At 40.6% G+C, this 21,097-nt stretch carries 22 protein-coding genes and 1 other annotated feature; of the genes, 17 read left to right on the top strand and 5 right to left on the bottom strand.

Translation table 11 applies throughout. The features are described 5' to 3' along the window. The first annotated feature begins 51 nt into the window (after nt 1–51). Nucleotides 52–1,950: an asparagine synthase (glutamine-hydrolyzing) gene (gene asnB, locus ACRRMM_RS04920; protein WP_046344278.1), complete on the top strand. Its 1,899-nt coding sequence runs from the start codon at nt 52–54 to the stop codon at nt 1,948–1,950. A 141-nt stretch (nt 1,951–2,091) separates the two neighbouring features. Here the strand turns inward: asnB and ACRRMM_RS04915 are convergent, their stop codons facing one another. Continuing rightward, nucleotides 2,092–2,607, bottom strand: coding sequence for a gamma carbonic anhydrase (locus tag ACRRMM_RS04915; RefSeq protein ID WP_224558595.1), 516 nt, complete (start codon nt 2,605–2,607; stop codon nt 2,092–2,094). Nucleotides 2,608–2,652: 45 nt separating this feature from the next. Here ACRRMM_RS04915 and ACRRMM_RS04910 point away from each other — a divergent pair, with 45 nt between their 5' ends. From ACRRMM_RS04910 to ACRRMM_RS04900, 3 genes are all read left to right on the top strand, one after another. Continuing rightward, nucleotides 2,653–3,432, top strand: coding sequence for an alpha/beta hydrolase (locus ACRRMM_RS04910; RefSeq protein WP_019743683.1), 780 nt, complete (start codon nt 2,653–2,655; stop codon nt 3,430–3,432). Nucleotides 3,433–3,461: 29 nt separating this feature from the next. After that, a complete protein-coding gene (locus ACRRMM_RS04905; protein WP_224558594.1) occupies nt 3,462–4,541 on the top strand; it encodes a tetraprenyl-beta-curcumene synthase family protein in 1,080 nt (359 codons plus the stop codon). A gap of 222 nt (nt 4,542–4,763) precedes the next feature. Continuing rightward, complete coding sequence (locus ACRRMM_RS04900; RefSeq protein WP_349924994.1) at nt 4,764–5,540, top strand: sporulation protein; 777 nt, start codon at nt 4,764–4,766, stop codon at nt 5,538–5,540. Between the two features lie 19 nt (nt 5,541–5,559). On the opposite strand, the gene ACRRMM_RS04895 is transcribed toward ACRRMM_RS04900, so the two are convergent. Together ACRRMM_RS04895 and ACRRMM_RS04890 are read right to left on the bottom strand one after the other, a co-directional pair. Next, entirely contained in the window at nt 5,560–6,138 is a 579-nt protein-coding gene (locus ACRRMM_RS04895) for a tRNA (mnm(5)s(2)U34)-methyltransferase (RefSeq protein WP_108611328.1), read from the bottom strand. Next, the gene (locus tag ACRRMM_RS04890; RefSeq protein ID WP_017358356.1) at nt 6,135–7,100 is read right to left on the bottom strand and encodes a TIGR01212 family radical SAM protein; all 966 of its coding nucleotides are present in this window, start codon (nt 7,098–7,100) and stop codon (nt 6,135–6,137) included. The genes ACRRMM_RS04895 and ACRRMM_RS04890 overlap by 4 nt, the downstream gene beginning before the upstream one ends. A 152-nt stretch (nt 7,101–7,252) precedes the next feature. Between ACRRMM_RS04890 and ACRRMM_RS04885 the strand changes: the two genes are divergently transcribed. From ACRRMM_RS04885 to ACRRMM_RS04850, 8 genes are all read left to right on the top strand, one after another. Then, entirely contained in the window at nt 7,253–7,528 is a 276-nt protein-coding gene (locus ACRRMM_RS04885; RefSeq protein WP_019743687.1) for a YtzC family protein, read from the top strand. A gap of 137 nt (nt 7,529–7,665) precedes the next feature. Continuing rightward, nucleotides 7,666–8,007 carry a hypothetical protein gene (locus tag ACRRMM_RS04880; RefSeq protein WP_346394071.1) on the top strand — a complete coding sequence of 114 codons (342 nt, stop codon included), beginning with the start codon at nt 7,666–7,668 and terminating at the stop codon, nt 8,005–8,007. A gap of 260 nt (nt 8,008–8,267) precedes the next feature. Continuing rightward, nucleotides 8,268–8,447: a hypothetical protein gene (locus tag ACRRMM_RS04875; RefSeq protein WP_008342991.1), complete on the top strand. Its 180-nt coding sequence runs from the start codon at nt 8,268–8,270 to the stop codon at nt 8,445–8,447. Between the two features lie 17 nt (nt 8,448–8,464). Continuing rightward, entirely contained in the window at nt 8,465–8,857 is a 393-nt protein-coding gene (locus tag ACRRMM_RS04870) for a GntR family transcriptional regulator (protein WP_017358353.1), read from the top strand. Then, nucleotides 8,850–9,728, top strand: coding sequence for an ATP-binding cassette domain-containing protein (locus ACRRMM_RS04865; protein ID WP_007501894.1), 879 nt, complete (start codon nt 8,850–8,852; stop codon nt 9,726–9,728). The genes ACRRMM_RS04870 and ACRRMM_RS04865 overlap by 8 nt, the downstream gene beginning before the upstream one ends. Continuing rightward, nucleotides 9,722–10,717, top strand: a complete 996-nt coding sequence (locus ACRRMM_RS04860) for an ABC-2 transporter permease (protein ID WP_017358352.1) — start codon at nt 9,722–9,724, stop codon at nt 10,715–10,717. The genes ACRRMM_RS04865 and ACRRMM_RS04860 overlap by 7 nt, the downstream gene beginning before the upstream one ends. A gap of 21 nt (nt 10,718–10,738) precedes the next feature. After that, nucleotides 10,739–11,437 (top strand): ABC transporter ATP-binding protein, encoded by a 699-nt coding sequence (locus tag ACRRMM_RS04855; protein WP_125590907.1) that lies wholly within the window; start codon nt 10,739–10,741, stop codon nt 11,435–11,437. Continuing rightward, nucleotides 11,427–12,737, top strand: a complete 1,311-nt coding sequence (locus tag ACRRMM_RS04850; protein ID WP_125590905.1) for an ABC transporter permease — start codon at nt 11,427–11,429, stop codon at nt 12,735–12,737. The genes ACRRMM_RS04855 and ACRRMM_RS04850 overlap by 11 nt, the downstream gene beginning before the upstream one ends. Nucleotides 12,738–12,797: 60 nt before the next feature. Here ACRRMM_RS04850 and ACRRMM_RS04845 read toward each other — a convergent pair whose 3' ends face one another. Together ACRRMM_RS04845 and ACRRMM_RS04840 are read right to left on the bottom strand one after the other, a co-directional pair. Then, a complete protein-coding gene (locus ACRRMM_RS04845; protein ID WP_025207835.1) occupies nt 12,798–13,496 on the bottom strand; it encodes a sunset domain-containing protein in 699 nt (232 codons plus the stop codon). Between the two features lie 282 nt (nt 13,497–13,778). After that, nucleotides 13,779–14,582 carry a PAS domain-containing protein gene (locus ACRRMM_RS04840; RefSeq protein WP_050827596.1) on the bottom strand — a complete coding sequence of 268 codons (804 nt, stop codon included), beginning with the start codon at nt 14,580–14,582 and terminating at the stop codon, nt 13,779–13,781. Nucleotides 14,583–15,007: 425 nt separating this feature from the next. Between ACRRMM_RS04840 and ACRRMM_RS04835 the strand changes: the two genes are divergently transcribed. From ACRRMM_RS04835 to ACRRMM_RS04815, 5 genes are all read left to right on the top strand, one after another. Continuing rightward, complete coding sequence (locus ACRRMM_RS04835; protein WP_008343006.1) at nt 15,008–15,337, top strand: DUF4257 domain-containing protein; 330 nt, start codon at nt 15,008–15,010, stop codon at nt 15,335–15,337. Nucleotides 15,338–15,439: 102 nt separating this feature from the next. Beyond that, nucleotides 15,440–15,661, top strand: a binding site (T-box leader). A gap of 97 nt (nt 15,662–15,758) precedes the next feature. Next, the gene (leuS, locus tag ACRRMM_RS04830; protein ID WP_048003423.1) at nt 15,759–18,173 is read left to right on the top strand and encodes a leucine--tRNA ligase; all 2,415 of its coding nucleotides are present in this window, start codon (nt 15,759–15,761) and stop codon (nt 18,171–18,173) included. Nucleotides 18,174–18,303: 130 nt separating this feature from the next. Next, nucleotides 18,304–19,206: a dienelactone hydrolase family protein gene (locus ACRRMM_RS04825; protein ID WP_047945261.1), complete on the top strand. Its 903-nt coding sequence runs from the start codon at nt 18,304–18,306 to the stop codon at nt 19,204–19,206. A 52-nt stretch (nt 19,207–19,258) separates the two neighbouring features. Next, the gene (locus ACRRMM_RS04820) at nt 19,259–20,011 is read left to right on the top strand and encodes an NAD-dependent epimerase/dehydratase family protein (protein WP_394157565.1); all 753 of its coding nucleotides are present in this window, start codon (nt 19,259–19,261) and stop codon (nt 20,009–20,011) included. A 218-nt stretch (nt 20,012–20,229) separates the two neighbouring features. Beyond that, nucleotides 20,230–21,090, top strand: coding sequence for a carbohydrate ABC transporter permease (locus tag ACRRMM_RS04815; RefSeq protein ID WP_098680761.1), 861 nt, complete (start codon nt 20,230–20,232; stop codon nt 21,088–21,090). Nucleotides 21,091–21,097 lie beyond the last annotated feature (7 nt).

Below are 21,097 nucleotides of genomic sequence, written 5' to 3'. Positions count from 1 at the left end.
GTCTAATTATAGGTCTACTTTTAAGAAATAACATAACGTGGAGGCAATAATATGTGTGGGTTTGTTGGTGTATTTAATCACCGTCCATTGTCCGAAACTACTGAGCAGGAAGAGTTAATTAAGCAAATGAATCGTCTCATCGTTCATCGAGGTCCGGATGATGAGGGGTACTTTCATGATGAGCATGTAGGATTTGGATTTAGACGTTTAAGTATTATAGATGTTGAACACGGAAAGCAGCCGCTTTCTTATGAAGATGAAAAATATTGGATTATTTTCAACGGAGAAATTTATAACTATGTGGAGCTGAAAGAAGAGCTTGTGAAAAAAGGCTATACGTTCAGCACAGATTCTGATACGGAAGTCCTTCTTGCCACATATCGCCACTATAAAGAAGAAGCGGCATCGAAGCTTCGCGGGATGTTTGCATTTTTAATTTGGGATAAAGAAGCGCAGTTATTATATGGCGCAAGAGATCCTTTCGGCATTAAACCGCTCTATTTTACACAAATGGATGACCAAGTGTACTTTGCTTCTGAACGCAAAAGCTTAATGGCTGTGAATGAGAACATTTTATTTGATGAGACTGCTTTGCAGCAGTACATGTCTTTTCAGTTCGTTCCTGAGCCAAATACACTTGATCAAAAAGTGCACAAAGTCGAGCCAGGTCATCAGTTTACACTGCGTCCAGGCCAAGACATTGCATTTAAGACTTACTGGAAAGTTCAATTCAAACCTGAGCAAACACAAGAGCAGAAATTAGTAGAAGAAGTACGTGATGCTATCTATGATTCTGTAAAAGTCCACATGAGAAGTGATGTGCCTGTTGGTTCATTCCTATCAGGCGGGATCGATTCTTCTTTCATCGTGTCGGTCGCAAAGGAATTTCACCCTGAACTGAAGACATTCTCTGTTGGTTTCCAGCAGGATGGATTCAGTGAGGTGGATGTAGCAAAAGAAACAGCTGATAAGCTGGGATTGCAAAACTTTAGTGCTGTGATTTCTCCTGAGGAATATATGAATGAGCTTCCAAAGATCGTCTGGCATTTAGATGATCCTTTGGCTGATCCAGCGGCGATTCCATTGTATTTCGTGGCAAAAGAAGCGAAAAAACAAGTCACAGTTGTTCTTTCAGGTGAGGGAGCAGACGAGCTGTTCGGTGGATATAATATTTACCGTGAGCCGCTATCTCTAAAGCCTTTTGAATCTGTACCATCCATGCTGAAAAAGCTTCTTCTTCGTCTGGCTCGTTTAATGCCAGAAGGAATGAAAGGGAAAAGCTTTATCGTTCGCGGCTGTACGCCATTAGAGGAACGTTATATCGGCAATGCGAAAATCTTTGAAGAGCCAGTGAAGAAAAACCTCTTAAAGCAGTATGATCCGAACATCACGTATCGTGACGTGACGAGAACATACTTCGAGGAAAGTGCAGGCTACAGTGATATTAACAAAATGCAATATGTTGATATCCATACGTGGATGCGCGGGGATATCCTGCTGAAAGCAGATAAGATGACAATGGCGAATTCTCTTGAGCTTCGTGTTCCATTCCTTGATAAGGTCGTATTTGAAGCAGCTTCTAAAATTCCAGAAGAGTTGAAAACGAAAGACGGTACAACGAAATATTTATTGCGTAAAGCAGCAGAAGGCATTGTACCAGACCATGTGTTAAACCGTAAAAAACTAGGTTTCCCTGTGCCAATTCGTCATTGGCTGAAAAATGAGATGAACGCTTGGGCGAAAGATATCATTAAAAACAGTCAGACAGATGAATACATTAACAAGGCATATGTTCTTGATTTATTAAATGATCATTGTGCTGGAAAAGCAGATCATAGTCGTAAGATTTGGACTGTCCTGATCTTTATGATCTGGCATAGCATCTATGTAGAGCGCAGCATTGATCCAGAGCAGTTGAATCACCAGCCGAAAGAAGTTATTTTTAGCTAATGAAAAAGGTTTTCAGCTTTGTGCTGAAAACCTTTTTTGTCATGATAGAAAGTGGTGGAAAAGGGTAAAATAACAAGCGGTACACAGTTATTGCTTAATATCCTGAAAAAAACATGATAAAGTGAAGATACATGTATGATGTTAACGCGATAAAAGGGAACGATAGTATTGTCCTTTTTCTACATATTCTCTGCGGATACGATCCATGTCTTGGATATCTTCATCTGTTAACTGGCGAACGACTTTGGCTGGACGGCCAAAAGCGAGTGAACCTTTTGGGATGACTTTTCCTTGCGGGACAAGGCTACCTGCACCAATAAAGGCTCCTTCGCCAATTTCCGCACCATCGAGAATGATGGATCCCATGCCAATGAGGGCATTTTTTCGAATGATAGAGCTATGTAATGTGACTTGGTGTCCAATGGTAGCACCATCTTCAATAAGAAGTGTTTTTCTAGGACTTTGATGCAGACAGGATAAGTCTTGAATGTTGACGTTTTTTCCAATTCTTACAGGAGCTACATCGCCTCTAATGACCGTTTGGAACCAAACGCTTGAATATTCTCCAATTGTGACATCACCTGTAATGGTGGCGTTTTCTGCAACAAAGACCGATTCATGAATCTCAGGTGTAAACTGATGATATGGATAAATCACTTTTTCGACTTCCTTTCTTAATACAACATTTGTGAGGTGTTTACTTTGTGGACTTGGCATGCTGAAAGACCGGTTGGTACAATTGTAATTGTACATGGTGCTAGTGAATATCATGGCCGATATAAATGGCTGATCGAAATGTGGCGAAATGCAGGCTATCACGTCGTCATGGGTGACCTGCCTGGGCAAGGGACATCGACACGTGCGAGAGGCCACATTCGTTCTTTTCAAGAATACATTGATACAGTCGATGAATGGATTGAACATGCGAAGTCGTTCAGACTTCCGACATTTTTACTTGGACATAGTATGGGGGGACTGATTTCGATTGAATGGTTCAAGCAGTATACCCATACGAAGATTGATGGCCTTATTTTATCATCACCTTGTTTAGGTCTGCAATTTAAACCGAAGAAGCTGATGGATTTTGCGTCAAAAGGGCTAAATGTGCTGGCGCCGTCTTTTAAAGTCGAATCTGGGCTGTCGATCGAACTTGCCACACGGAATCAAGATGTGATTGAGGCGGATTCGAATGATTCGCTTTATGTGACGAAGGTGTCGGTTCGCTGGTATCGAGAACTGGTCAAAAATATCGATGCGGCGATGCAGCCTACGAATGTCTTTCGGTCGATTCCGCTCCTGCTCATGCAGGCAGGTGATGACAAGATTGTAGATAAAACAAGAGTGATGAAATGGTTCAATGGCATTGAATCAACCAATAAATCATACCGTGAATGGGAAGGGCTTTATCATGAAATTTTTAATGAGCCCGAGCGAGAAGATGTGTTTAAGGCGGCAAGAGCCTTTACTGATCAATATATTTGATTGTGAGCTTAAGTTGGGGGTGGATTGATTTGTCAGTACCAGAACGTCCTTTTGCACTGATGACGAAGGTGTATAAAGATATTTTTCCGCTAGTTCATCAGGAGCTAAAAAAGTGGCGGGCTTATGCAGAAATGATTGAAAATGAAGAACTGAGAACGCAGGCACTAGCGAGCATATCCAGTAAAACCTTTCACTGTGAAGGCGGGGGAATTTTATCTCTTCTTGCAGGTGAAGCGAAGGAAACGTGTATTGAATTCATTGTGGCGTACCAAACGATTAGCGATTACTTAGATAACTTGTGTGACCGCAGTACATCACTTGATCCAAAGGATTTTCATATGCTGCATCAAGCGATGAGAGATGCACTCGATATTCATGCGGAGCTTAAGCCGTACTATCAATTCCGTGATGATCAAGAGGATCATGGATATCTGCATGCGCTTGTTAGGACATGCCAAAATGTGTTATCACGTCTAGCGCATTATCCGATCATTCAGCCCTATTTACATACGCTGTGTGATTATTATAGTGATTTACAAGTACATAAGCATGTGGTTCCTCATGAGCGTGAACCTCGATTAGAGTCATGGTTCCGCCAGTATGAAAAGGATTTACCGAAGATGGAGTGGTATGAGTTTTCCGCATGTGCAGGATCAACGCTGGGCATTTTCTGTCTTGTGGCTTATGCACTGCAGCCTGATTTTACAGAGAAGCAGGCGAAGCAAATTTACGAAAGCTATTTTCCTTATATTCAAGGTCTGCACATCTTACTGGACTATTTAATCGACCAAGAAGAGGACAGGCTGGAAGGCGATTTGAATTTTTGCTCGTACTACAACTCTCATCATGAGATGATGGATAGACTACAGCATTTTATTGAAAAAGCGGATGAACAGCTGAAAGGCATTCCACACGAGAATTTTCACAAACTAATCAATAGAGGGTTACTTGCGGTCTATTTGTCTGATGAAAAAGTGACAGCCCAAAAAGAGATGAACAAGCTGGCAAAGCGGTTGATCAAATCAAGCGGGAAAACATCGTTCTTTTTCTATATCAATGGCAGAGCCTATCGCACCTATCAGAAAATGCCTTGGATGAAATCTTCATAAAGGATAAAGTAAGCTCATCAGCTTGTAGAAAATGTTTTTCTGCAAGCTTTTTTGTATTGAACTGTTTTGCTTGTATCCTCTTTTTTCATTACAATCCTCTTATTTGCTGCCGATATTATTCTTAGTGTACGAAAAGTAGGAGAAAGGTATGAATCAAGCGAATTGTATCTCCTTCTTATGGCGTATATTTGTTGGAAATTTTAAAAAAGGGGAAGGTCGAATATGTCATTTTTTAAAAAGTTTGCAGCAAGTGTAGGAATCGGTGCAGCAAAAGTGGATACAATTTTGGAGAAAGATGCGTATGAACCGGGAGAAGAAGTAAAGGGAACAGTCCATGTGAAGGGCGGAAAAGTGCCTCAAGATATTCGCTATATTGATTTAAAGTTGAATACATGGTACACCATTGTAAAAGATGATGAAGAGCAGCGAAAATACACAACGATCCATTCTGTCCGAGTGACTGAATCATTCACGATTCAGCCTGGGGAAGCTCATCAGTTTACTTTCTCTTTTTACCTTCCTCTTGATACACCAATGACTGTAGGTAAAGTAGAGGTGGCTGTTGTGACAGACCTTGATATTCAAGGCGGGATTGATAAATCTGATCATGACCGCATTTTTGTAAACGCGCACCCTTGGGTGAAACGTGTGCTTGAAGCTGTTGGAAACTTAGGTTTTCACCTTCATGAAGCAGACTGTGAAGAAGCACCTTATTTCAGGCGCCGCCTTCCCTTTGTTCAAGAGTTTGAGTTCATACCGACTTCCGACTATTATCGTCAAATGCTTGATGAGTTAGAGGTGATTTTCTTCATTGATGAAGAGGGGCTAGATCTCATTTTTGAAGTCGACCGTAGAGCAAGAGGGCTGCGTGGCTGGCTGGAAGAAATGTATAATGACGGAGAACAGCTTGTACGTGTCCGCTTTACTCAATCAGAGCTTGCAGATGCAGAAGAGCTGGAAGTAGTGCTTGAAGAAATCATTGACCAATACGCTTATTAAACAAAAAAACTCAAATCCATTAAGAGGATTTGAGTTTTTTTTCGATGGCTACCACAAAGGGCGGATCGTTTTGAATATTCATGTATTGATAAGAGATCACCTGTACTTCTTCGTGATGGAGTGTTTTGCAATAATCAAGAAGGATGTCCTTCTCTTTTTTTCCTTCGGGATGACCGTGGTAAATCACAAGAACGATCAGACCTCCAGGCTTAAGCCAATCCATGAGCTGTTTGATCGCTTCAATGGTCGTATGGGCCTGAGTCGTGACGGTTTTATCGCCTCCTGGTAAGTACCCAAGATTGAACACTGCACCAGATATGTGGCCATAAGCATCCGCTGGCAGATGCTCAGCAAGTTGTTCATGTCCGTCATGGATCAGGTGAACGTTTGGATAGTGCTCACCAAGTCTTTTGCTTGTTTGCTCAATGGCTTCCTTTTGTACATCGAATGCGAAAACTTGTCCATCTTTTCCGACAAGGTCAGCTAAGTAGAGTGTATCATGGCCATTCCCCATCGTTGCATCAATGACAATATCGCCTTTTTGACAAGCACGTTCTAACAGTTCTTTACTAAAAGGGAGCATCCGCTTTAAAATCATTTTGCCGCTTCTTCCAATCTGACGAAGCGTTTGCCCTGATAGCTGTTACGTCTTTCAAGCTCAGCATTAATGGCATTGAGCACTTCCCATTTATTCACGCTCCACATTGGACCTACCATTAATTCAATGGGACCATCGCCTGTAATACGATGAATAATCATTTCTGGGGGCAGGATCTCCAGCTGATCACAGACAAGCTGGACATATTCCTCTTGGCTGAGAAACTCTAGTTTGCCTTTCTCATATTGCTTTACCATCGGTGTTCCTTTTAACAGGTGAAGTAGATGAATTTTAATTCCTTGCACATCTAAATCAGCGACAGCTTTTGCTGTTTCCATCATCATATCTCGGTTTTCAAGAGGAAGACCGTTGATGATATGTGAACAGACCCGAATGCCATGTTTTCGCAGTTTTTCTACACCTTCTACGTAGCATTCATAATCATGAGCACGGTTGATGAGCATCGCTGTCCGCTCATGTACAGTTTGTAGACCAAGTTCAACCCATAGATACGTCCGCTCATTTAACTCAGCTAAATATTCCACGACGTCATCTGGCAGACAATCAGGTCTTGTGGCAATCGATAAACCAACCACTCCATCCAGATTCATAACGGTTTCGTATTTTTCTTTTAAAACAGGCAGCGGCGCATGTGTGTTTGTGTAAGCTTGGAAATACGCCATGTATTTTCCATCTTTCCATTTTGTATGCATCCGGTCCTTGATTTCATTAAATTGAGTGATGAGATCATCCGCCCGGTTCCCTGCAAAATCACCAGATCCTGCTGCGCTGCAAAATGTGCAGCCTCCATGTGCGACAGTACCATCACGGTTTGGACAATCAAAGCCGCCGTCTAATGCGACTTTAAATACTTTATGACCAAAGTGCTCACGCAAATGATAATTCCATGTGTGATAACGTTTTTCGCTGTTTGAATATAAAAAAGGGTTATGCTGATCCAAGTCAGTAACCTCCTTGCATAATAATAGGCATCCTTAAAGTTTAACAAAAATCACGAAAGAGGACAATTGAATCTGTCCAACATTTTCTTTAGTGAAAAAGCTTTACGTGGGCAAAATAGGCGAGAGCAATGATGAAATGGAGGAATGGCAAGATGGCAACAAGAAAATCAATCGATGAATTTGTCCAAAAAAGCACTGAGACTCTTGAGTTTGCAAGCGAACAGTTTGATTTGAGCTCTCGCCAAGAACATTATAACGAGGAAGAATTTTCAAAAGCGCAGCTCATGCTAGAGGATGCGGTGAATGAATTAGAAAAGTTAAAAGATGTCGCCAATGATCAGCAAAGAGAACGTTTAGACAGAACGCGTGTACAAATTCAAAGTCTGCAAAACCAAATGATTTTAGGTATTTCATACGAGAACGAATGATGAACAGATCCTTCTTTTAAGGGTCTGTTTTTATTTTTTGGCTGTTTTCGCAAAGTTGTTTTTGGATAAATAGGTTTTTATTCTGTTAAAGTATGTTATATATAGAAATTGAAAATATCTTCAAGGGGGTAGAAGAAATGTTGGAGACTCTTCCTGATTGGTTTTGGGCATTATATTACTTGTTTTTCTTAGCAACATTAGGAACCGCAATATTCAGTGTTGTGAAAAATAAACATAGGGGATTGTCCATTCTAACCATTGGAATTACTGTTACAATTCCGATGATTAGCCTGATAAATAGCATTGGTAGAGTAGAAGGAATGAATGAATTTGAACACTTATTTAGTCAATTGCGACAGGGTGCAGTTTGGTCTATCTTTACAGTTATAGGCTATATATTTTTATTAGTATGGTGGGTGCTAATCCTGTTCAAAAGCAAGTCCAAAAAGCAAGTCCAAAAACAAAGTAATAGTATCTAATTAAAACATTGTAGAGACCTCAATATTCGGGGTCTTTTATTATGCACTTTTTCAGGCGATTATGAAAGTGATGAACACCCTAAACCAGAAGCAAACCTGGCTTCCGAAAGCTTTTAAGTAGCTTCGTCATTTTATCTGGTTCGTCTGCCAATTTTTTTCTAAAGTCTCTTGACTTTTCAATCAAGTGTCTATATTGTATTAAGTGTACTATATCAACTAATACACTACAGACACTTAAACGTGAAGAAAGGTGTTTAACCATGAAAAAAGAAAAAAAACCAATCAATTTAAAGTGGATGGTGCTGGCTGTTGCGTTAGCATGTACATTTTTTTTCGTTCTCGTTTTCATTGGTTTTGAAGTTCAAAAAGATTTTATTCCAAATTCGGTCCCTTTAATGCAAGGACATGATCAAGCGATAGGACTGCAAAAGCATGAATGAGAAAAGAGGGAGCCATCATGATTCAAATAGATCCAAGAAGCGCTGCACCAATATATGAACAAATCATTGAGCAGTTAAAAATTTTGTGCTTAAAAGGCGTGATGAAACCAGGTGACAAACTGCCCTCTGTGAGAGAGCTTGCCACCATTATTATTGCGAATCCAAACACCGTCAGCAAAGCGTATAAAGAGCTTGAACGAGAAGGAATTATTGAAACATTAAGAGGCCGTGGAACGTATGTGACAGAAGGTGCACAGTTAAAGCTGAATGAAGGGAAGGTGTTAGAGATGAAGGAGCAATTAAGGCAGCTTATTATTGAAGCTCATTATGCCGGTATTGATATTCATCAACTCAAAGAGTGGTTGGAGGAGATCGGCTCAAGTCTAAAAGGAGGAAACCAAGTTGATTGAGGTCAGAAATGTATCAAAGAAATTAAATGGACGTGAAGTACTCAGCAACGTTTCCTTCAAGATAGGCGAAGGAGAGATCTTTGGCCTGCTTGGCCGGAATGGCTCTGGTAAAACAACACTTCTTCGCTTGATTCAGCAAATTCTTCTTCCAGATGAAGGAGAGATTTATTTTAAAGATGTACTCGTAAAAGACCACCCGTTAGTGAAGCAAAATATTGTGTATATGCCAGTCGTAAATCCCTACTTTGACCGGTACAATTATGGACAGCTTGTGAAGCTGTTAAAACAACTGTATCCAAAGTTTGACGTGACATATGCCAATGAGCTTGTGAACCGGTATGAGATTCCGGAAAAAGTGAAATACCGTGAATTGTCGACAGGTTTAAAGAAACAGCTGTCTCTCATTTTAAGTTTTGCCATCAAACCAGCAGTCATTTTGTTAGATGAGCCGACAGACGGGATTGATGCAGTCACAAGAAATGACGTTCTTCAGCTGATGATTGACGAGGTGGCAGAACGACAAACAACGATTTTAATTACATCGCACCGTTTAGAGGATATTGAGCGTATGTGTAACCGAATCGGGTTTTTGGAAGGAAATCAGCTCACAAGTGTTATGGATTTAGATGAATTAAAGAATGACTACGTCAAAATCCAGATGGCATTTGAAGAGGATATGAACTTAAGTATTAGAAAAAAAGGCGTTGCCATCTTAGATCAAGCGGGTGTGTTCTATACAGCACTTGTACTCAAAACAGATGAAGAAGCAAAAGAGTATTTGAAATCGCTTGAACCAAAAGTCTGGCATGAACTGCCTGTAAATTTAGAAGAAGTATTCATTGCAAAGTTTGGAGGGAAACGCAGATGGTAAAGCGGCAATTGTTATATAAGGAATGGAAGCAGTCTGAGCTGACATTCATTTTAGTGATGCTTGTTGCGGTCTTTGCGACGCCATTATCCTTTTTAATGGGATACTCATCCTTTCAAACTTGTTTAAACGATCCGACTTGTACACCACTCGATAATTACTTTTATTATGATTTCGGTTCTGATATGTTTATCACCTTTTCATGGACGATGAGTTTAATTTTTGCAATTACCCAGTTGGGTTTTGAAAGAAATAAAGGGCAAATTGATTTTACTTTATCTTTGCCGTTTAGCAGAACGACCATTTATCACACAAAGTTTTTCCTAGGTGCCGGAATTATCACGCTTGTTCATGTATTGTCATATGTCTTTACTTATATACTCATTTTATGCATTCAACCACAATATACGATTGCGTTTAACAGTGGTTATTTGATTGCACTTGTGTCCACCTTAATGTTTTATAGTTTGTGTCTTGCAGCAGGTGCTTTAACAGGAAGCGCAATTAGTCAAGCCATTGTTACATTCAGTACATCAATTTTACCTTATTTATTAATTTGGCTACCGATGTTTCATTTAGACTATTTATTAAAAACGGATAGAAGTTGGGTTGATATCAGTTATGACTACTTTATTATGCCCATAGCTCCAATTACTTATATAACAGACCGTTTTCAATTTCGAAATTTAGTTGAAAATCCAATTTGGTTTACAGGTGTAGAATTCATCGTGCCAATTGTGATGCTAATCGTATTTTATCTCATTGGTTTGTTTAGTTTTATTAAACATCCAGTTGAACGAAATGGACGATTCTTTGTTTACCCTAAAATGGATAGGCCCATTCAGATATTGGTCATTGCCTTCGGTGTTCTAGGATTTGGCTGGGTTGGATTTTCTTCAGACAATTCCATTTTTGGTTATATCGCTGGCATGTTAATCGGTGGAGCTGTAGGCGCGCTGACGAGTTATTTCTTAATCTATCGAAAAAGATAAACAGAGAGCAGGGGAGTAGAGATGATTCAAATTCAATCGTTAGATCATGTGTTTAAAATTGGGAAAAAGGGCAGGGAGAACGAGATTCCTGTGCTCAAAGACATTGACTTGTCTATTAAAAGAGGCGAAATTGCATGTATCGTCGGACGAAGCGGTTCGGGGAAATCAACTTTACTGAATTTAATATCGGGATATATTACGCCAACAAGCGGACAAATTATGGTTGATGGCACCAATGTGACCGGCTTTAATGAGAAGGAATGGGCAGACTTTCGGTTAGATCATTTTGGCTTTATCTTTCAAAGCTTTCAATTGATCGGGAGTTTAACAACATATGAGAACGTTGAACTTCCGCTCACTTTAAAAGGTGTGAAGCCGTCTGAGCGAAAAGTGAAAGTAAAGGAAATGCTGAAACGAGTTGGACTGGAACATCACGCAGGACATTATCCTAATGAACTGTCAGGTGGACAGCAGCAGCGTGTGAGTATTGCAAGAGCCTTGATCCTTAATCCGTCTATTATTTTAGCGGATGAGCCAACAGGCAGTCTGGATTCAGAAACTGAAGGCGAAATTCTAGCCTTTATCCAGCAGCTTAATCGTGAAAAAGGAATTACATTTGTCATCATTACACATGACGATGAAGTCGCTTCAATCGCAGACACAACGTTCCAGCTTCATGATGGTGTATTAAAGAAAGGGGAACAGTCCATTGAAATTTAGAGATCAGGTCAAATTCATCAGAAGAAATATGAAGAAAAATAGATTGCGTGTGTTTATGACCATACTTGCAACGACAATGGCATGCTCTTTCTTAATCGTTCTAGCGTCAGTTGGTTTTGGTCTGCAAAAATCGGCTCAAGATGAAATCATGAAACAACAAATTATCACAGAAATTAAAGTGTTAGGCAAAGAAAAAGGTGACGTCAAGGTTGACGATTTAAAGAAATATGATCATGCGAAATCTGTCGTTGCAAGAACGTCAATCATTCCATCGGTTCACGTCGAGCTCGATAATCGCTCAAGTGATACGCAGGCTGTACTGACAGATATGAAAGAAGAAAAAGAGGCAGGCCTTGAACTAGACCGTGGAAAAGTCCCAACATCGGCGAATGAAATTGTAGTTGGGTATCAAATGGCAGAACAACTTTGGACGGAAAAAGAACGAAAAGACTATGAAAAAGAAATGAATCAGACATCAAATGGTGAAGAGACACCGGAAGAGCCAAAAGGCTATACGAAGGAAATTTTAAACAAAGTCATTCAAATCAAGGTGCCAAAACTGAATGAAGAAAATGAAGTGGTGAAAGAAAAGACGTTCGATTTCCGTGTCGTCGGTGTATTGAAGAAACCGAATTTGGAGTGGCAGCAGGATCATAAAATTCTTATTCCGAATGCTTATGAAAAAGAATTTAGTCAAGTGCTCGATCTGTCTCCTGATGCTGGAAATGTCGAAAAAATGACGTCTGTCTATGCTGATAAGTTCGACAATGTCGGTGGGCTCACAGATAAGCTGACAGATGACGGCTATCAAGTCATCTCTGTGACGAATCAGCTTGAAGGAATGGATATGTTCTTTACAGTCTTTAAAATTGGACTCATCTTTGTTGGATGTATTGCGGTCATTATTTCGGCGATCGGCATTTTCAATACGATGACAATGGCCGTAACAGAGCGGACACAAGAGATTGGGATCATGAAAGCCATTGGTGCGAATCCTTCCATTATTAAGCGAATGTTCCTCATGGAAAGTGCTTATATTGGAGTGATTGGATCGATCATCGGGATCATCATCTCGTACATCGTTAGTTTTGCAGTGAATTTAATCATTCCAGCGATTTTGTCTTCCATGTCTGAGGGAGCATCAAGCGATCAATTCTCGATCACCTTCTCCTATATACCGCTAAGCCTTGTGGTCACAGCAACAGTGATTAGTGCAGGAGTTGCCATTATTTCTGGACTCAATCCAGCACGTAAGGCGACAAAAACGAATGTATTAACAGCATTAAGAAGAGAAATTTAAAGAAGAACCTCCTGTACCTATATTGGGCTGACAGGAGGTTTTTTTATCGTCAAAAGATGTCTATTGTTTTGGTGCCCGGTACCCTGCACGCTCAGCTTCTTCTACGGAGCAGAACATTTTGGTCACGTTTTTTGTCCGTGAGTAGTATCTGCTACTTGGTGTGTGATATATGCCGTTGACACTTCCTTTAATATTACAGGCGGCAGATTCTTTTTTTGTTTCTTTTTGTGACTCATGACCGCCAGTATTGGCCCCATCATCTTTAGGAGCAGATCGCTGGGCCGATGACGTGGTGTCTTTGTTTACTTTCTGGTGTTCTTTTTTGAGTGTTTCGTTTGTAGAGGTTAGCTTGTCTATTTTCTCTTCAAGCTCATGGATGGTTTTTTCTTGCTGTTTGACTGTCTTCTTTTCGGAGGTGATGTTTTCTAATTTCTTGGATAGCTTTTCTTTTTCTTTGGTCACGTCTTCTAAAGAGGCCGTCAGCGTTTCTTTGTCTTCCTTTAGACGAGAAATGTCAGATGCTAATTGTTTTTGCTCTTTCAGCAGCTGTTCAGAAGATGGATCTGCTTGTGCTTTCGGAGCACCTGTGCCGGCAAACGGTAATGACATAATAGAAAAAACAAGACCAATGGTCAAAAAAGGATAGAAGAGTTTTTTTGAAAAGATTGGTTGATTTTGGTGTTTAAGTAATAAGAAATTGACGGCATATCCTATGGCGAAACAAATACATAAAAGACCTATGATGAGTAACATCATCATCTGGCAGCCCCCCTATATCGCTATTTATACCTATCATACCTCATTTTTCCATTTTGGGGAGCGGTTCAATTAAAAAAACCCTGTTTAAACAGGGTTTTCAGCGTGTAGACAAACCCTCGCATTCGGTGTCAGTCCTGTGTGCCGGTGCTCACGAATGTGAAATTCGCTCCGCTCCGGTACTCGTCCTTCCTAGACTGCAAAGGTTTTCTATCACACTGAAAAGAAGACAAAGGGCTAAAATAAAGATCATTTTAGCCCTTTGTCAACAATCTGAAACCCTATTTATACAGGGTTTTCAGCTAATGGCAATCCTTTGATTGCTTCTTTTACTGTTAAGTAAGTGATCGTATTCTGGAAGTCTGTATCTAAGTCTTTCATTTTCATCGCAAGCTGTGGTTTGATCCCAGTGATGATGAGTTCAGTTCCAGTTAAGTTCAGCAGGTGATGCAGTTTGAAAATTCGCGCTGCAACGGAATCATCGACATCAATTAAACCAGAAAGATCGACAATTAAATAATCATCCTTTGAATCTTCTAATATACAAGTTAACTTCGCGACGATGGCATCAAAGCGTTCTTCTGATAATTTTCCGATGAGTGGAAGAGCGGAAACACCATTTTTGATTGGGACAATTGGCGTCGACAGAGAGGTGACTTCCTGTAAGGAATCTTCTAGGAGTTGTTCATATTCTTTCTGCTTTGTAATGTCCTTTTGAAAGCCAATAAAAAATGTTTTGTCATCTTGTTCAATGTATAGAGGATCTATATTGAGTTCATTCCAAAAAAAAGTACCGTCTTTTTTATAATTTTTGAGCTGTGTGGTAATAGGTGTTTTGTGTTGAATTCCGTGACGTATTAAGTCAAGTTGCTCTTGATTTGTGTCTTTTCCTTGGAGGAATCGACAATTACGTCCAAGAATCTCATCTGGTTTGTATCCAGTCATTTGTGTAAAGCCATGATTCACATAAACAATAGGGTTATCCTCTAAAGAAGGGTCTGTAATGACAACACCAATCCGCGCATGATCCAGCGCTTTTTTTATGAGTTCAAGCTGTTTTTGCAATCCGAAGATGTTCGAGCTGACCATATTACCCTCCTTTGCTGCTACTATTAGACATTTAAGATGGTTTTTTTGAAACCAAATGAATTCTTTTTAAACGTAACATAACATATGTTCTGTTTCAATGATTGCAATCGCTTTGTTAAATTTGTCATCATAGTTTGTCCTCCATTAGAATAGAGTAAGTAAGGAGACTTTTCATTAGAAAAAGAAGGGGTCATTTGAGGAAAATTCATAAAATGACAAAAATAGTTAATATGGATTAGGTAAAAATGATTCCAATGCATCAAGATTGTTTTTGGGTCATTCACATATAATGGAAGAAACAAGCTTTTTTTCTTCGTTAGAGAGAATAGACCTTTTACATGGATTATGACGGAACAGCAGAATGGCATTACAGGGGGCTGGACAGCCTGAAGTCGCTTTACTATTCTAAGGGCTTTAGGAAGGTGATGAAAATGCTGCAACAAGTCATTATTGCTTGCGCCATTGGAGGGGTCATGGGCATTCTCGGTCACGTAAAGAAAAAAGGCAGGCTAGAGAAGCCCAGAATGACAAAGAAGTTTATTTATCTAGGGTTTATTGAAGATTGGCTCGTTGGGATGATTGCTGCTACACTGCTTGTCTTATCCTCAAATCCCGAATCTAGTCTGCACTTGATCATCTTATCCATTATTTCAGGTTACGGAGGAGAAGCAGTTCTGCGAAGCTTCGATTTTGTGAGAGAAGAACGTTCACAGGATGCAGGCTCCAACCGTCATAACCGATCTCCACACGAATAATATCCTCACTTTACCCTAGTCTAGGGTACATTCCCATTGTATACAAACCTGCTTGCACTTATGATCATAATTCTATAAAATACTACTTAGATGACGGTTACGATAAGAACAGTGAAGAGGAGTAGTAGGAAAGCAGTATTTGTCTTTAGAGAATTGACGGCTGGTGAAAGTCAATCAAATCTGCTTCTGAACTCGCCTCAGAGTTGCAGTTGCGTTAAAGCTTCTGTCGCATGTCTGCGTTAAAGATATTAAGTGAGCGTATGAACAGTTCATGACGCTAACAAGGGTGGTACCGCGGGAACCAAAAAATCTCTCGTCCCTTTCCAGGGATGAGGGTTTTTTGTTGATTTTAGAAAAATCTGAATTCTTGCAGTGGTCATCTGAGCAGATAAAGCCGTACATATTAAAGGAGGTTTTCACATTGAGTTTTCAGCATCGGGAAATTGAAAAAAAGTGGCAGGATTATTGGCTGACACATAAAACATTCGCCACATCTGACTCGGAAGATAAGCCAAAGTTTTATGCGCTAGATATGTTTCCTTATCCATCAGGAGCAGGGCTTCATGTAGGGCATCCTGAAGGATACACAGCAACGGATATTTTATCACGTATGAAACGTATGCAGGGATACGATGTTCTTCATCCAATGGGATGGGACGCATTTGGTCTTCCAGCGGAACAATATGCGCTGGATACAGGAAATGATCCAGCTGCATTTACAGAAGAGAACATTAATAATTTCCGCCGCCAAATTCAATCATTGGGCTTCTCGTATGATTGGGATCGAGAAATTAACACGACAGATCCGAATTATTATAAATGGACGCAGTGGATTTTCTTGAAATTGTACGAAAAAGGATTGGCGTATATTGATGAAGTACCTGTAAACTGGTGCCCAGCACTTGGTACAGTCCTTGCAAATGAAGAAGTCATTGATGGGAAAAGTGAGCGCGGAGGACATCCTGTTGAAAGACGTCCAATGAAGCAATGGATGCTAAAAATTACAGCATATGCGGACAGGCTATTAGAAGATTTAGAAGACATTGATTGGCCTGAAAGCATCAAAGACATGCAGCGCAACTGGATTGGACGTTCTGAAGGTGCACATGTTCACTTCGAAGTAGAAGGACATGACGAACAGTTTACGGTGTTTACAACACGTCCTGATACACTATTTGGTGCAACATATGCCGTTCTTGCACCAGAGCATGCACTAGTTGAAAAAATTACAACAGCTGCTCAAAAAGAAGCAGTTGAAGCATATATCAAAGAAATTCAATCTAAGAGTGACTTAGAACGAACAGATCTTGCTAAAACGAAAACGGGCATTTTCACAGGTGCTTATGCCATCAATCCATTGAATGGGGAAAAGATGCCGATCTGGATTGCAGATTATGTGTTAGCCACATATGGCACTGGAGCGATTATGGCAGTTCCTGCTCATGATGAGCGTGATTATGAATTCGCCAAAACATTCGATCTTCCAATCAAAGAGGTTGTCGAAGGTGGAGACATTGACAAAGAAGCCTACACAGGTGATGGAAAGCACATCAATTCTGATTTCTTAAACGGCTTAGGGAAAGAAGAAGCAATTGAAAAAGCGATTGCATGGCTGGAAGAACATCAAAAAGGTGAAAAGAAAGTCACTTATCGTTTAAGAGACTGGCTGTTCAGCCGTCAGCGTTACTGGGGAGAGCCAATTCCAATTATTCATTGGGAGGACGGAACATCTTCAGCTGTTTCAGAGGAAGAGCTTCCACTGATTTTGCCTAAGACGACGGAGATTAAGCCAAGTGGAACAGGTGAATCACCTTTAGCGAATATTAAAGATTGGGTAGAGGTCGTCGATCCAGTGACAGGTAAAAAAGGACGCCGTGAAACGAATACGATGCCACAATGGGCAGGTAGCTGCTGGTACTTCTTACGTTATATTGATCCACATAACACAGAAGAACTTGCATCTCCTGAAAAGCTAAAGAAATGGCTTCCGGTTGATGTGTATATTGGTGGAGCAGAACATGCTGTGCTTCATCTGCTATATGCACGATTCTGGCATAAATTCTTGTATGATATTGGTGTTGTTCCAACAAAAGAACCGTTCATGAAATTGTTCAACCAAGGAATGATTCTTGGTGAAAATAATGAAAAAATGAGTAAATCAAAAGGGAATGTTGTCAACCCAGATGATATTGTAGAATCTCACGGTGCAGATACATTAAGACTGTATGAAATGTTCATGGGGCCTTTAGATGCGTCAATTGCTTGGTCTGAAACAGGTCTTGATGGTGCTCGTCGTTTCCTAGATCGTGTATGGCGTCTGTTTACAAATGAAGATGGCTCCATCAGTGATAAAGTGACAGAGCAATCTGGCGGGCCATTAGAGCGCAGCTACCATGAAACCGTCATGAAGGTAACAGATCATTATGAAGGCTTACGTTTCAATACTGGGATTTCACAATTAATGGTGTTCATCAACGATGCATACAAGGCTGACACACTGCCGAAAGAATATGCAGAAGGCTTTGTGAAACTTCTTTCTCCAATTGCACCGCATGTAGCGGAAGAGCTTTGGAATAAACTTGGTCATGAAGGGTCTATTTCTTATGAAGCATGGCCGCAATATGATGAGTCAAAACTTGTCGATGATGAAGTGGAAATTGTCGTACAGCTAAATGGAAAAGTGAAAGCAAAATTAACGGTTCCTGCTGATGCAACAAAAGAGCAGCTAGAAGAGCTTGCGAAAAATGATGCACGGATAAAAGAACAGCTTGAAGGGAAAACAATCCGTAAAGTGATTGCGGTTCCTGGAAAACTTGTCAATATTGTCGCAAACTAATGAACGCACCCATCGGTATCAGCCGATGGGTGTTGTTTATTTCCCGGGACATAATTTTGTCGAAAACAAGGTAATTCCTCCATCAATCTCGTATTTAACAAGTTGATCAAGAAAATGAGGAGTGACGTCAATGGAAAAGGAAAGCAAACGTGAACAACTGCTCAGTTTATTAGGGGAAATGCCGGAGCGCCATCGTGTAGAGGCGTATACGTTAAAGATTGAGGAACGTGAATCGTACTTAGTAGAAACACTCATTCTCTCTATTCATGGGGTGGAGGAAGTTCCGGCTTATTTTGTGAAGCCGAAAGATACAGTGAAAAAAAGGCCTGTTGTCTTGTTCCAGCATTCTCATGGTGGGAATTATGTGGATGGGAAAGAAGAGTTATTGAAGGGGGCTCATTATTTGCAAGCGCCTTCATACGCAAAAGAATTCACTTCAAAAGGCTATAGTGTGTTGGCGATTGATCATGCGGGATTTGGTGAAAGAAGGGGGAGAACAGAAAGTGAAATTTTCAAAGAAATGCTGTTAACAGGAAAAGTGATGTGGGGCATGATGCTGTATGAGAGCATGTGTGCAATTGATTATTTGCTGTCCCGCTCTGATGTGCTTCCAGAGCGTTTAGCTGTTTTTGGGATGTCAATGGGCGGCCTTCTTTCATGGTGGACGGCAGCACTTGATGAGAGGGTCAGTGTGTGTGTGGATCTTTGCGCACAGGTTGATCATCACACATTGATTGAAACAAATCATTTAGATAGACACGGTTTTTACTATTATGTACCGAGCTTAGCTAAGCACTTTACAGCAGCTGACATCCAAGAAATGATTTTCCCAAGACCGCATTTAAGCTTAGTTGGAAAGCATGATCAGCTTACACCTGCTGAAGGTGTTGGACGAATTCAACAGACATTAAGTCAAGCCTATCAAGCTGCTTCCTTAAAGGAACGTTATCAGCTTATAGGTCTACATGCAGGTCATTTTGAAACGGCTGCTATGCGCCACGAGGCTACACGTTTTTTGAAAAAGTGGCTGTAATCAATAGACGGCATGGACATACTACTCCGATAGAAGATGAAGGAGGAAACAGATGAAAAAAATCACCATGATTGGCGGATGTGGTGTCATCGGACGTTTATTAACTAAAGAGCTCTCTTCGGAGTATGACGTGACCATCATTGATCAAACAAGGTGTGTAGAAGAAGTCATCATGGCAGATGCGGCAATTGAAGAGAATTTGTTTCAAGCCATCCCCAGAGATACAGATGTGATCATTCATCTTTTAAACATGGACATGACGCATGATGTGATGAATGAAAAGGAGTTTGCAAAAATGAATGAGGTGTTTTGGAAAAGCACGTATGATATGTTTCGTTCAGCGGCCCGGTTAAGCATTCCAAAAGTCATTTTTGCAAGCAGTAATCATGTGACAGATCGCTATGAAAAAGATGGTCACTCCTTACTAGGGCGAGAAATTACGACTGATGATGTACCAGCAACGAAAAATGTGTATGGCATTTTAAAATTTGCTTCCGAACAGCTTGGGCGTTTGTTTCACGATCAAACAGGTATGTCTGTCATCAATTTGAGAATTGGAACCGTCGTGACAGATGAGATGGAAGGATTGCACACCAAAAAAAGAACGAAACGAACGCTTCTTTCACATGAAGATCTTTTCAGCATGATCAAGGCCGCCATCGAAACGGACGTTCCATTTGGGACTTATTATGCCGTATCAGAAAACGAGGGAAAACCTTGGTCTACTGAGGCAACGAAGCAGGAGTTAGGCTACAGGCCTGATGTCAATACGGCAGACATTCTGAAAGAAAACGATCAGGCATAGGGCATAATCATGACATTAGCTCATGATCTTTTTCTTTTCATTGATGAGGCTAAAAGCACGAATGGCATGATCATCTCTGTGGTCTGTCATGATGATTATAGACGCTTTCTTCCCCCGTTTGTTACATTTTAATCACGATATCGTCAAAGGCTGCAGCTTATGTTCAGACGAAATGATAACGCTTACAAAGAAAGGGCGTGATGAACATAGATCGTTCTATTAAAGGCCGATTGTTCAATGTATTTAATTACTCTTTTCTACTCATGTTCGCATTAATATGTGTGCTCCCGTTCATCCATGTCATTGCCGCCTCTTTTGCGACAGTAGAAGAGGTCATCTCAAAGAAGTTTATTTTGTTTCCAACGACGTTTTCTCTAGAGGCCTATCGCTATATCTTTTCTACAGATATTGTGTATCGCAGCCTGATTGTATCCATTCTTGTGACACTCGTTGGAACAGCGGTCAGCATGTTTTTGTCCTCACTTATGGCGTATGGGCTGTCTCGTCAGGAGCTAAAGGGCCGAAGAACCCTCATGTTTCTCGTTGTCTTCACGATGCTGTTTAGCGGAGGGATGATTCCGACGTTTATTGTCGTGAAAACACTTGGGCTGCTTGATACTTACTGGTCACTCATTCTGCCAGTGGCCATCAATGCATTCAATTTGATCATTTTGAAAAACTTCTTTCAAAACATTCCGGCAAGCCTTGAAGAATCAGCGAAGATGGACGGCTGTAACGATTTAGGGATCTTCTTTAAAATCGTGCTGCCACTTTCTTTGCCAGCTATTGCGACGATTTCACTTTTTTATGCCGTGACGTATTGGAATACGTACATGACAGCCATTTTATATTTAAACGATTCGGTGAAATGGCCAATTCAGGTCCTGTTAAGACAAATCGTCATTGTATCAAGCGGTATGCAGGGAGATATGTCAGATATGGGCTCATCCACACCGCCGCCAGACCAAACCATTAAAATGGCGGTCATCGTCGTGGCGACCATTCCCGTTCTGCTTGTCTATCCATTTATTCAAAAGCATTTCAACAAAGGGGCATTACTAGGTTCTGTAAAGGGTTAAAAAGATG

Source organism: Bacillus sp. XT-4 (assembly GCF_050864245.1).
Classification (GTDB): Bacteria; Bacillota; Bacilli; order Bacillales; family Bacillaceae; genus Bacillus; species Bacillus altitudinis.
Note: the sequence above shows the minus strand (reverse complement) of the source record. Positions and strands in the feature narration are given on the sequence as shown.

What these genes read in the sequence shown, in the direction of transcription:
- ACRRMM_RS04860 (WP_017358352.1), top strand. Translation starts at nt 9,722, where the DNA reads ATGGTAAAGCGGCAATTGTTATATAAGGAATGGAAGCAGTCTGAGCTG.
- ACRRMM_RS04895 (WP_108611328.1), bottom strand. Translation starts at nt 6,138, where the DNA reads ATGATTTTAAAGCGGATGCTCCCTTTTAGTAAAGAACTGTTAGAACGT.
- ACRRMM_RS04835 (WP_008343006.1), top strand. Translation starts at nt 15,008, where the DNA reads ATGAAAATGCTGCAACAAGTCATTATTGCTTGCGCCATTGGAGGGGTC.
- ACRRMM_RS04845 (WP_025207835.1), bottom strand. Translation starts at nt 13,496, where the DNA reads ATGATGATGTTACTCATCATAGGTCTTTTATGTATTTGTTTCGCCATA.
- ACRRMM_RS04820 (WP_394157565.1), top strand. Translation starts at nt 19,259, where the DNA reads ATGAAAAAAATCACCATGATTGGCGGATGTGGTGTCATCGGACGTTTA.
- ACRRMM_RS04825 (WP_047945261.1), top strand. Translation starts at nt 18,304, where the DNA reads ATGGAAAAGGAAAGCAAACGTGAACAACTGCTCAGTTTATTAGGGGAA.
- ACRRMM_RS04885 (WP_019743687.1), top strand. Translation starts at nt 7,253, where the DNA reads ATGGCAACAAGAAAATCAATCGATGAATTTGTCCAAAAAAGCACTGAG.
- asnB (WP_046344278.1), top strand. Translation starts at nt 52, where the DNA reads ATGTGTGGGTTTGTTGGTGTATTTAATCACCGTCCATTGTCCGAAACT.
- ACRRMM_RS04880 (WP_346394071.1), top strand. Translation starts at nt 7,666, where the DNA reads ATGTTGGAGACTCTTCCTGATTGGTTTTGGGCATTATATTACTTGTTT.
- ACRRMM_RS04875 (WP_008342991.1), top strand. Translation starts at nt 8,268, where the DNA reads ATGAAAAAAGAAAAAAAACCAATCAATTTAAAGTGGATGGTGCTGGCT.
- ACRRMM_RS04840 (WP_050827596.1), bottom strand. Translation starts at nt 14,582, where the DNA reads ATGGTCAGCTCGAACATCTTCGGATTGCAAAAACAGCTTGAACTCATA.
- ACRRMM_RS04900 (WP_349924994.1), top strand. Translation starts at nt 4,764, where the DNA reads ATGTCATTTTTTAAAAAGTTTGCAGCAAGTGTAGGAATCGGTGCAGCA.
- ACRRMM_RS04855 (WP_125590907.1), top strand. Translation starts at nt 10,739, where the DNA reads ATGATTCAAATTCAATCGTTAGATCATGTGTTTAAAATTGGGAAAAAG.
- ACRRMM_RS04870 (WP_017358353.1), top strand. Translation starts at nt 8,465, where the DNA reads ATGATTCAAATAGATCCAAGAAGCGCTGCACCAATATATGAACAAATC.